The sequence below is a fragment of the Bacillus sp. Pc3 genome (genome assembly GCF_000815145.1).
GTDB lineage: Bacteria > Bacillota > Bacilli > Bacillales > Bacillaceae > Bacillus > Bacillus velezensis.
The window spans coordinates 2,650,896-2,661,564 of record NZ_CP010406.1; the positions used below are offsets into that span (position 1 = coordinate 2,650,896).

A 10,669-nucleotide genomic window follows, 5' to 3' on the forward strand; every position below is an offset into this window, starting at 1 on the left:
GCCCTGCCCGTCAATAAAGAGGGAAACCTAGCATGAAGCGCGTTTGACAATCGTAATCTTGCCGTTTGTCCCGTCCACCGTGACGATATCTCCGTCGTTGAGCCTGTCAGTCGCGGCACGTGTGCCGAGAACGGCCGGGAGCCCGTATTCCCTCGCGATGATCGCCGCATGTGACAGGATGCCGCCCGTGTCCGTAATGACGGCCTTTGCATCCTGGAACAGACTGGTCCACAGCGGTGTCGTCATTTTGCAGACAAGCACGTCTCCTGTTGAAAAACGGGAAAATTCACTTGCGTCACGAATGACTTTCACCGGGCCGCTTGCGATTCCGCTTGACGCCGCAAGTCCGTAAATTTGATGTTCAGTGTTTTTTTCATCTTCTGTGATGGAGCCGGTAATCTGTTCAGCCATTTTCAGCTGTTCCGAAGTCGGAGTCCCGAGATAAGCGGGGGCTTCAAGCAATTGATATTGCTGGAAGAGCTGTTTTCGTTCAGCGGCTTTTTCCTGCATCGGAACCGGCGACGCCAGCGCTTTCTCGACTTCATCGCTGTATAAGTACCACATATCCTCCCGATCATCGATTACGCCTTGTTTTTGAAGCAGCTCGCCGATTTTCAGAAGGCAAAGGCGTGCTTTGGCGTCCAGCATCGCATCAATATAAAAATGGTGATCATCTTTGATGACGGATGAAGACAATGTCCACTGATAATAGCGGTCAAACGTCTCCCGGAAGCCGTCATCTTCAATTCTATCCATAAAGTCGGCGTAGAGCTGTTTTCGTTTTTCTATCGTTTTATGAAACTCACTGTCAAAATCGTATCCGTTCCGGACATAGTTCTGAATGTTGGCCAAAGCGAAATAAGGGTTTTCCGTCCAAGTTTGTTCAATCAGATCATGACTTTTCACGGATCTCCAGCCGTATTCCTGTAAAAATTCACCGACTTGTTCGAGAAAGCGTTTTCCCTTATTTGATTGCAGAAGCGTCTGATGCAGCTCATCGGCATGAGCAACCGTAAAGACGCGCCGCAGCTCAGGGCTGTCTTTTACTTGTCCGGACAGCAGCCAGAGCTGTCTGTCGGTCTCCAATGACTTATTCATGACGCCAGCCAGCATTTCGTACAGAAGGGAGGTGTTTTCTTTCTCAACCTGTCCGTACATGGATTCCAGTATCATGTTTAACGCAACCTGCGGAAAGACAATATTGAAATGTTCTGCGTATCCTTTTAAATAGAAGTCTTGCAGGTTTCGGAACGCATTAAGGGCAGTCTCCGGCGTATGGTCTGTATGCGCCAGTTCGTCCAGCTTTTGATAAAAAGGCAGAAAGGTTTCCTGAATAATATCGTACATGCGGTCAGCCAAGACGGGGAAAAGCGCTTCTAACTGTTCTGCGGGCAGCTTGTCGTCCGTCTTATGCTGTCTGGAAAAAACACGGCCCTGATGAAGTTTGACACGCTCGATTTCGATGCCCATTACAGGGAATGCCTTCGTGCTCTCTTTGAGGCCGTATTCCAAAGCCGGCACAATGAGTGAGGCGAATAACGGGCTGACGGGGCCTTCTATATTGGCCTCCATATTGAGCCAAAAATCTTTCTGATCCCGGGGCGTCATGATAAATTCCCGTTCTTCGTCTGCCGCTTTCTGATCCTGCGCGATCGTTGTAATCGGCCGGGCCTGAAGCAGATACAGCTTATTTTCGGCAAATCCGAATTCGAGATCCACGGGATAACCGTACAGTTCTTCCGTCTTTATCGTCAGCATGGCAAGCTCTTTGATGCTCTCGTCATCAAGGCAGAAGCGGTTTCTCATGTCAGCGGTCGTCTCTTTTTCCGTCACGCCTTCGTCTTTAGAAACGATATACATTTCTTTTAAGCCGATTTCTTTTTCAATCTGAAATGTGTCTTTATTGACGATAAATGTGTCGGGCGTCACGCTGCCGGAGACGATTGCTTCTCCGAGACCGTAGCTCGCGCTGATCATCAGCTCTCCGTCATCGTGCGTGACGGGGTTGCGGCTGAAAATGACTCCTGAAACCTCGGAATTGATAAGCCCTTGCACGACAACGCCCATTAACGGTTCTGCGGTGTCATTGTTCATTTTCTCTTTATAACCGCTGACCCGCGCCGAGAAGAAGGAAGCCCAGCATTCTTTCACTTTTCCGAGAAACTCTTCTTCTGTTTTGATATTTAAATAGGTTTCGTACTGGCCCGCGAAAGAAGCCCCTTCAAGATCTTCGGACGCGGAGGAGGAACGTACGGCGACAGAGGCGTATGATTCTCTCAATTCATAAAACGACGCGGTCAGTTCCTCCCGAAGCTCTTTTGAAAACGTGCCGTTCATAATGGCGCGCTCCATCTGTTCCTGATCTGCTTGAAGCCCGTTGTCTTCCATAAAACGTGTCAGGGCATTCGTCTGAATGATGAAACCGCCGGGAACGGGCAGCCCGTTTTTCGTCAGTTTAATCAGGTTCATTCCTTTTGCTCCTGCAGAGCGGCTCGATTCTTCCGCTTTTTGAAATCGCACTGAATACATGCGGTATGACCCCCTTTTTTTCTTCATCCAAGAAAAATGATAGTAAACACTATCATTACATTGTAAAGAGGGAGGAAGAAACTGTCAAAGATACAAAGACCTAAACCTTCTCATCCTTTCGGCTGAAGAAAGGTAATTCGGTTCATCTGGTTAATGGTTCAATGGATTTATATTCACATTTTTTTTGACAGATGATTGAAGACTGCCGAAAAAGGGTATTGTGATAGCAGGGGAACGATTGTCCGATTCTTCATTTTTTACTATAATCAGATGAGATGAAGAATTCCCGAGGAGGGTTTTTGTGATTACAAAAGCCGTTTTTGCATTATGTTTCCCTTTTATGCTGGTCGTCCTTTTTACGCGCGTCACGTTTAACCACTATGTGGCGATCGCTCTCACAGCCGCACTGCTTTTCGCATCCTATTTAAAGGGTTACACCGAAACGTATTTTATCGTTGGATTGGATGTCGTATCGCTGGTGGCCGGAGGGCTGTACATGGCCAAAAAAGAAGCAGACAAAAAGAAAGACAATGCCTGACATGGTGAATATGAAATAGAATGCCTGCTTTTACGCCATAAAAGCAGGTTTTTTATACAAAAATTGACTTGGTAAAAATAAACCATCGAACTTTAGTTCGTATTTTTAGTGATTTTGCCCGTCATTGTGTTACTATATCAATAGGAAGATTTCGTAAAGAAACGGAGGCTTTTTTGTGAAAGATCGTTTTGAGTTAGTCTCGAAATATCAGCCCCAGGGAGATCAGCCGCAAGCGATTGAGAAGCTTGTCAAAGGCATACAGGAAGGCAGAAAACACCAGACTCTCCTGGGTGCGACAGGGACGGGCAAAACCTTTACCGTGTCCAATCTGATTAAAGAAGTGAATAAACCGACACTGGTCATTGCCCATAACAAAACCCTTGCCGGACAGCTGTACAGCGAGTTTAAGGAGTTTTTCCCGAACAACGCTGTCGAATATTTTGTCAGCTATTACGATTACTATCAGCCGGAGGCATACGTGCCTCAAACGGATACTTTTATAGAGAAAGACGCAAGCATTAATGATGAAATTGATAAACTGAGACACTCCGCGACATCCTCTCTGTTTGAACGGAGAGATGTCATTATTATTGCGAGTGTGTCATGCATATACGGTCTCGGTTCGCCTGAAGAATACCGGGAAATGGTCGTGTCGCTCAGACCGGAAATGGAGATTGAGCGGAACGAGCTGCTGAGAAAGCTTGTAGATATCCAGTATGCCCGCAATGATATCGACTTTCAGCGCGGGACGTTCCGCGTGCGCGGAGACGTTGTGGAAATATTCCCGGCTTCCCGTGACGAACATTGTATCAGAGTGGAATTTTTCGGAGATGAAATTGAGCGGATCAGAGAGGTCGACGCTTTGACCGGAGAAATTCTCGGCGACCGTGACCATGTCGCGATTTTTCCGGCTTCCCACTTCGTCACCCGGGCGGAAAAGATGGAAAAAGCGATTCTGAATATTGAACAGGAGCTTGAGGAGCGCTTGAAAGTCATGCACGAAAACGGCAAGCTCCTTGAAGCGCAGCGGCTTGAGCAGCGGACGAGATATGATCTTGAAATGATGCGGGAAATGGGTTTTTGCTCAGGGATCGAGAACTATTCAAGACATTTGACACTCCGTCCGCCGGGCTCTACGCCGTATACGCTGCTTGATTATTTTCCGGACGATTTTATGATTGTCGTTGATGAATCACATGTGACGATTCCGCAGGTGCGCGGCATGTTCAACGGTGACCAGGCGAGAAAACAGGTGCTTGTCGATCACGGGTTCCGCCTGCCGTCAGCGCTTGACAACCGTCCGCTCCGATTCGAGGAATTTGAGAAACACATGCACAATATCGTGTACGTGTCGGCGACTCCGGGACCGTATGAAATTGAGCATACGCCGGAAATGATCGAGCAGATCATCAGACCGACGGGACTCCTCGATCCCCTCATTGACGTCCGTCCGATCGAAGGACAGATTGATGATCTGATCGGCGAGATTCAGGCGAGGATAGAACGGAATGAACGCGTTCTCGTGACGACTTTAACGAAAAAAATGTCAGAGGATCTGACCGATTATCTCAAGGAAATCGGCATCAAGGTCAATTATCTGCATTCCGAGATTAAGACGCTTGAACGGATTGAAATCATCCGTGACCTCCGCCTCGGAAAACATGATGTGTTAATCGGCATCAACCTGCTGAGGGAAGGGCTTGATATTCCGGAAGTGTCACTTGTCGCCATTCTCGATGCGGATAAAGAAGGCTTCCTCCGTTCTGAACGTTCGCTAATTCAGACGATCGGACGGGCGGCACGAAACGCGGAAGGCCGCGTCATCATGTATGCCGATAAAATCACAAATTCGATGGAAATCGCGATTAATGAAACGAAGCGCCGCCGGGAACAGCAGGAGCGCTTTAACGAAATTCACGGCATTACGCCGCAAACGATCAATAAGGAAATCCGCGATGTGATCCGCGCGACGCAGGCCGCTGAGGATAAAGAAGAATATAAAACAAAAGCCGCGCCTAAACTGGCGAAGATGACGAAGAAAGAACGCCAGAAAGTCGTTGAGCAAATGGAGCACGAAATGAAAGAAGCGGCCAGAGCGCTTGATTTCGAGCGGGCGGCAGAGCTTCGTGATTTACTGTTAGAGCTTAAAGCGGAAGGATGATGAACACATGGCAATTGACCGGATCGAGGTGAAAGGCGCAAGGGCGCACAATTTAAAAAACATTGATGTAACGATTCCGCGGGATCAGCTCGTCGTCGTGACGGGGCTGTCCGGATCGGGAAAATCATCCCTTGCCTTTGACACCATTTACGCGGAAGGACAGAGGCGGTATGTTGAATCGCTTTCTGCCTATGCGCGCCAATTTTTAGGGCAGATGGATAAGCCGGACGTTGATGCGATCGAAGGGCTTTCTCCGGCGATCAGCATTGATCAGAAAACGACGAGCCGCAATCCGCGGTCAACCGTCGGAACGGTAACGGAGATTTATGATTATCTCCGGCTGCTGTACGCGAGAGTCGGGAAGCCTCACTGCCCGGAGCACGGCATTGAAATTACGTCGCAAACGATTGAACAGATGGTTGACCGGATTCTTGAATATCCGGAGCGGACGAAGCTTCAAGTGCTTGCGCCGATCATTTCAGGCAGAAAAGGCGCCCATGTCAAAGTGCTTGACCAAATCAGAAAGCAAGGTTACGTAAGGGTGCGGATTGACGGAGAAATGGCCGAGCTTTCTGACGATATTGAACTTGAAAAAAACAAAAAGCATTCCATTGAAGTAGTCATTGACCGGATCGTTGTCAAGGAAGGCGTTGCCGCCCGGCTTTCCGACTCGCTGGAAACCGCGCTCCGTTTAGGGGAAGGCCGTGTCATGATAGATGTCATCGGTCAGGAGGAGCTGATGTTCAGCGAGCATCACGCTTGTCCGCTGTGCGGTTTTTCTATCGGGGAGCTTGAACCCCGGCTGTTTTCGTTTAACAGCCCGTTCGGCGCCTGTCCGACTTGCGACGGTCTCGGCTTGAAGCTGGAAGTGGATCCTGAGCTCGTCATCCCCAATCCCGAGCTGTCATTAAAGGAACACGCCATCGCGCCGTGGACGCCGATCAGTTCACAATATTATCCGCAGCTGCTTCAGGCGGTCTGCCGCCATTACGGCATTGATATGGAGACTCCGGTCAAAGACCTGCCGAAGCATCAGCTTGATAAAGTGCTGTACGGCAGCGGCAATGAACGGATTTACTTTAAATACGAGAATGATTTCGGACAAGTGCGCGAAAATGAAATTGAATTTGAAGGTGTGCTGCGCAATATTGAGAGACGGTATAAAGAGACAAGCTCCGATTATATCCGTGAACAGATGGAGCAGTACATGTCACAGAAATCGTGCCCGACGTGCAAAGGCTACCGGCTGAAGAAAGAAGCGCTTGCCGTTTTGGTCAACGGGCGTCATATCGGAACCATTACGGAGCTTTCCGTCGGCGACGCGCTTGAATTTTTCAAAAACCTGACGCTGTCTAAGAAAGATATGCAGATTGCCGATTTAATTTTAAGAGAGATTGTGGAGCGGCTCAGCTTCTTAGATAAAGTCGGTCTTGATTATCTGACGCTGAGCCGGGCGGCGGGCACGCTGTCAGGCGGAGAAGCGCAGCGCATCAGGCTTGCGACGCAGATCGGCTCCCGTTTGTCAGGCGTCCTGTATATTCTTGATGAGCCGTCCATCGGCCTTCACCAGCGTGACAATGACCGTCTGATCAGCGCGCTGAAAAACATGAGGGATCTCGGCAACACACTGATTGTCGTTGAGCATGATGAGGATACGATGATGGCTGCCGATTATTTGATAGATATCGGTCCGGGCGCCGGCATTCACGGCGGCCGCGTCATATCGGCGGGGACGCCTGAAGAAGTGATGAATGATGCGGACTCTCTGACCGGACGCTATTTGTCAGGGGTTCAATTCATCCCGATGCCTCCGGAGAGAAGAAAGCCTGACGGCCGGTTCATTGAAATCAAAGGCGCTTCAGAAAACAACCTGAAAAAAGCGAACGCCAAATTCCCGCTCGGCACTTTTACGGCGGTGACAGGTGTGTCCGGTTCCGGAAAAAGCACGCTTGTGAATGAAATTCTGCATAAGGCGCTTGCGCAAAAGCTTCATAAAGCCAAAGCGAAACCGGGAAGCCATAAAGAAATCAAAGGCCTCGACCACCTTGATAAGGTGATCGACATCGACCAGGCGCCGATCGGCCGGACACCGAGATCAAATCCGGCAACTTATACGGGCGTGTTTGATGATATCCGCGATGTATTCGCGCAGACAAATGAAGCAAAGGTGCGCGGCTATAAAAAAGGCCGGTTCAGTTTTAATGTAAAAGGCGGGCGCTGTGAGGCCTGCCGCGGCGACGGCATCATCAAAATTGAGATGCATTTCCTTCCTGACGTGTACGTCCCGTGTGAAGTGTGCCACGGCAAACGTTACAACCGGGAGACGCTTGAGGTCACATACAAAGGAAAAAGCATTTCTGACGTTCTGGATATGACGGTGGAAGATGCTCTGTCTTTCTTTGAAAATATCCCGAAAATCAAACGCAAGCTTCAAACGCTTGCCGATGTCGGACTCGGGTACGTGACGCTCGGCCAGCCGGCGACGACGCTGTCAGGCGGAGAAGCGCAGCGCGTCAAGCTTGCTTCCGAATTGCATAAGCGTTCCACAGGCCGGACGCTGTATATTTTGGACGAACCGACGACAGGCCTCCACGTTGATGATATCGCAAGGCTTTTGGTTGTGCTTCAAAGACTCGTCGATAACGGTGATACCGTTTTGGTCATTGAACACAATCTCGATATCATTAAAACGGCGGACTACATCGTCGATCTGGGACCTGAAGGCGGAGCGGGCGGCGGCACGATCGTAGCCTCCGGGACGCCTGAAGAAGTTGTGGAAGTGAAAGAATCATATACGGGCCGCTATCTGAAACCGGTAATGGAACGTGATAAAAAACGGATGAAAACATTGCTGGCTGAAAAAGAAACGGCAGCCACATAATAGATCAATAAAAACAGCCCAAAACTCACCGGTTTTGGGCTGTTGTGTTACAGGCTTTTTTCTGTTGGGGAAGCTGTTTGCTTAAATGCATTAAGTCCTGCAGAATATGGGTGCTGCTGCTGTCCAGCAGCACTTTTATATATTGGATATCATGGGAAATGGGAAGAGGGGCTGCTTTGATCTGTTCCAATTCAGCCAGCATTTCGCTGTTCATTCTTTTCTGTTCGCGAATTAAATTTCGCAGACTCTCTTCCGTTACTTGGGCGTTTTCGGGATCTTTCTCCATTTGTATGTCCTCCTTGCATACGGTCAGGCTTTGTTACATATTGTAATCGGTTCGGGGAAAAGATTCTATAGTGAAATCTCTGAAATCAAAAATTACGTATAACGAAGCATGTCCTTAGCATGAAAATGAAACCCGCCCATGCGTCATACGTATGTATAAGGAAGGGTTTTTACATTACGGCACAGGGAGTGTTTTTATTGAACCGAAATCAAGCGATTATCGCATCAATCTGTTATTTCAGCGTGTTTCTCGCGCCGCTCATTCTTCCGATTGTGGCTTACTTTGTCGTCGATGAAAAAGAGACGAAGCGGCATGCCATGCGCGCTCTGATTTCCCATATCATTCCGTTTGCGGGATTGCTGATTGTGACCGCGGGTGTTGTCGGCGGATTGATTACGGCTCAGGGGGAGAGTATGGTGCCCGTTTTTGTTATGATAACAGGAGCAGCTGTTTATTTTCTGATCCTCATCGGAATGGTCATTTGGAATATCGTGCAGGGAATTAAGGTGTTACGCCAGGTGTAAGAAAAGTCGGGGGAGGCGTTTTGTATGAAACAGGAGAAAGAACGGATTTTAAAGCTTGTGGAAGACGGCATGCTGACGGCGCAGGAAGCACTGACGCTCATTGAAAAACTGGATCATGAATATAAAGAAAAAGAAGAGCAGATCACCGCATTATCTGCAGAGGTCCAGGAACCTGCGGAAGATTTCGAAAGCGGGGCAAAAGGAAGCCAAAAGCCGTCGCTCGGGGCGAAGCTGTTCGACTGGATTGATTCTGCCGTCAAAAAAGTGAAGGAAGCGGATCTTGATCTGAATTTCGGCCACGCACACGAAGTGCAGCATATTTTTCAATTTAAAGACAGTGAATTCACGGCCATTGATATGCAGATTGCAAACGGCAGCGTCAATATCGTGCCGTGGGCGGATGAAGATATCAGAGCGGAGTGCCAGGCGAAAGTGTACCGGGCGGACAGTCAGGAGGCGGCGCGCACCGCATTTCTTCAGCACATTGAGTGTGAAGTGAAGGGCAATAAGTTTTTTGTCCGCACGGAAAAGAAAACGATGAAAACCAATGTCACGCTTTATGTTCCCCAGAAAGAGTACGATAAGATAAGAGTGAAGCTGTTTAACGGACCGATCAGAGGGGAACATTTACATGTAAAAGAATTCTCGGCGAAAACGACAAACGGCGTTCTGTCATTCTCTCATTTGACGGCTGATAAAGCGTCGGCGGAAACGGCTAACGGACAAATCAAGCTGGCCGGACATCAATGCGGCGCGATTGAAGCGGAAACGATCAACGGCTTGATTGATTTGCGCGGATCGAGTGAATCCATTGACGTTCAAAGCTTTAACGGCAATATCATGCTTACCGTGACAGCGCCGCACTGCCGCTCCATCTACACGAAAACGACGACCGGAAACGTGGAGATCGCTCTGCCTGATGATTCGGCGGTGAAAGCGGAGCTGAAAAGCAATCTCGGCTCTCTCAGCCATGAGCTGATTGATGCGGAAATTTTAAAGGAAAAGAATGATACCATTCAAAAAGAACTGATGCTGGCATCAAATCAAGGCCATGATCAGCATCTCTCGATTTTCTCAGAATCGTTAACAGGAGCCATTAAGCTCAAGCATACTCAGAGGTGATTGGATGAAAAGACTTTACCGTTCAGAAAAAAACCGTAAAATCGCCGGCGTCGTCGGCGGTTTGGCGGAGTACATCAATATGGATGCGTCGCTTTTGCGCATTATAACCGTTGTATTAGCGCTTGTCACGAGCGGAATCGTGCCGATTGTATATATTATCTGGTGTTTTGTTGTACCTTTAGAAGGAGATTTGAAATAAATGATCAAATGGGCAGTCAGCATTTTAGTAAATGCTTTATTATTAATCGTTATCGCGGGATATTTTGATTCCGTCCATATCAGCAGTATCGGAGCGGCTGTCATCGCCAGTGTGATTCTTTCTGTGTTAAATGTGCTGATCAAGCCGATCATCGTCATATTGACATTGCCCGTCACGGTTGTGACCCTCGGCCTCTTTCTGTTTGTCATCAACGCCATTACGTTAATGATGACCGCAGCCTTGATGGGAGACAGCTTTCAGATTGATGGGTTCGGCACCGCCATTTGGGCATCCGTCGTGCTGTCCGTTTTCCACTTGCTGATCCAAAAAGGCATATTGGAGCCGCTTAGAAAAAGGTAAAAAACGAGCTGTCCCGAGAGGGCAGCTTTTTTATGTGTGATTTACATAAGCGGCAGCCTCCTGACGCAA

Annotated in this window: 9 protein-coding genes; 7 read left to right on the forward strand and 2 right to left on the reverse strand. The window is 48.6% G+C overall.

Annotated features, from left to right (window positions below):
* Positions 1-27: 27 nt before the first annotated feature.
* Entirely contained in the window at positions 28-2,529 is a 2,502-nt protein-coding gene (locus SB24_RS12565; RefSeq protein WP_039253677.1) for a PEP/pyruvate-binding domain-containing protein, read from the reverse strand.
* Between the two features lie 301 nt (positions 2,530-2,830).
* Here SB24_RS12565 and SB24_RS12570 point away from each other — a divergent pair, with 301 nt between their 5' ends.
* The 3 genes from SB24_RS12570 (at position 2,831) to uvrA (ending at position 8,109) form a co-directional block, all read left to right on the forward strand.
* On the forward strand, positions 2,831-3,067 hold the full coding sequence (locus SB24_RS12570) for a CsbA family protein (RefSeq protein WP_003151438.1): 237 nt from the start codon (positions 2,831-2,833) through the stop codon (positions 3,065-3,067).
* 175 nt (positions 3,068-3,242) lie between these two features.
* Positions 3,243-5,228: an excinuclease ABC subunit UvrB gene (gene uvrB / locus SB24_RS12575; RefSeq protein WP_003151439.1), complete on the forward strand. Its 1,986-nt coding sequence runs from the start codon at positions 3,243-3,245 to the stop codon at positions 5,226-5,228.
* A gap of 7 nt (positions 5,229-5,235) precedes the next feature.
* A complete protein-coding gene (gene uvrA, locus SB24_RS12580) occupies positions 5,236-8,109 on the forward strand; it encodes an excinuclease ABC subunit UvrA (protein WP_015418315.1) in 2,874 nt (957 codons plus the stop codon).
* Positions 8,110-8,134: 25 nt separating this feature from the next.
* On the opposite strand, the gene SB24_RS12585 is transcribed toward uvrA, so the two are convergent.
* Positions 8,135-8,395 (reverse strand): hypothetical protein, encoded by a 261-nt coding sequence (locus tag SB24_RS12585; RefSeq protein ID WP_012118557.1) that lies wholly within the window; start codon positions 8,393-8,395, stop codon positions 8,135-8,137.
* A 197-nt stretch (positions 8,396-8,592) separates the two neighbouring features.
* On the opposite strand from SB24_RS12585, the gene SB24_RS12590 reads away from it, so the two are divergent.
* Genes SB24_RS12590 through SB24_RS12605 form a run of 4 tightly spaced genes read left to right on the forward strand, consistent with a single transcriptional unit; the run spans position 8,593 to position 10,600 of the window.
* The gene (locus tag SB24_RS12590) at positions 8,593-8,919 is read left to right on the forward strand and encodes a hypothetical protein (protein WP_003151444.1); all 327 of its coding nucleotides are present in this window, start codon (positions 8,593-8,595) and stop codon (positions 8,917-8,919) included.
* A gap of 24 nt (positions 8,920-8,943) precedes the next feature.
* On the forward strand, positions 8,944-10,041 hold the full coding sequence (locus tag SB24_RS12595; protein WP_015418314.1) for a DUF4097 family beta strand repeat-containing protein: 1,098 nt from the start codon (positions 8,944-8,946) through the stop codon (positions 10,039-10,041).
* A gap of 4 nt (positions 10,042-10,045) precedes the next feature.
* Positions 10,046-10,240 (forward strand): PspC domain-containing protein, encoded by a 195-nt coding sequence (locus SB24_RS12600; RefSeq protein ID WP_003151448.1) that lies wholly within the window; start codon positions 10,046-10,048, stop codon positions 10,238-10,240.
* Positions 10,241-10,600, forward strand: coding sequence for a phage holin family protein (locus SB24_RS12605; protein WP_007407446.1), 360 nt, complete (start codon positions 10,241-10,243; stop codon positions 10,598-10,600).
* Positions 10,601-10,669 lie beyond the last annotated feature (69 nt).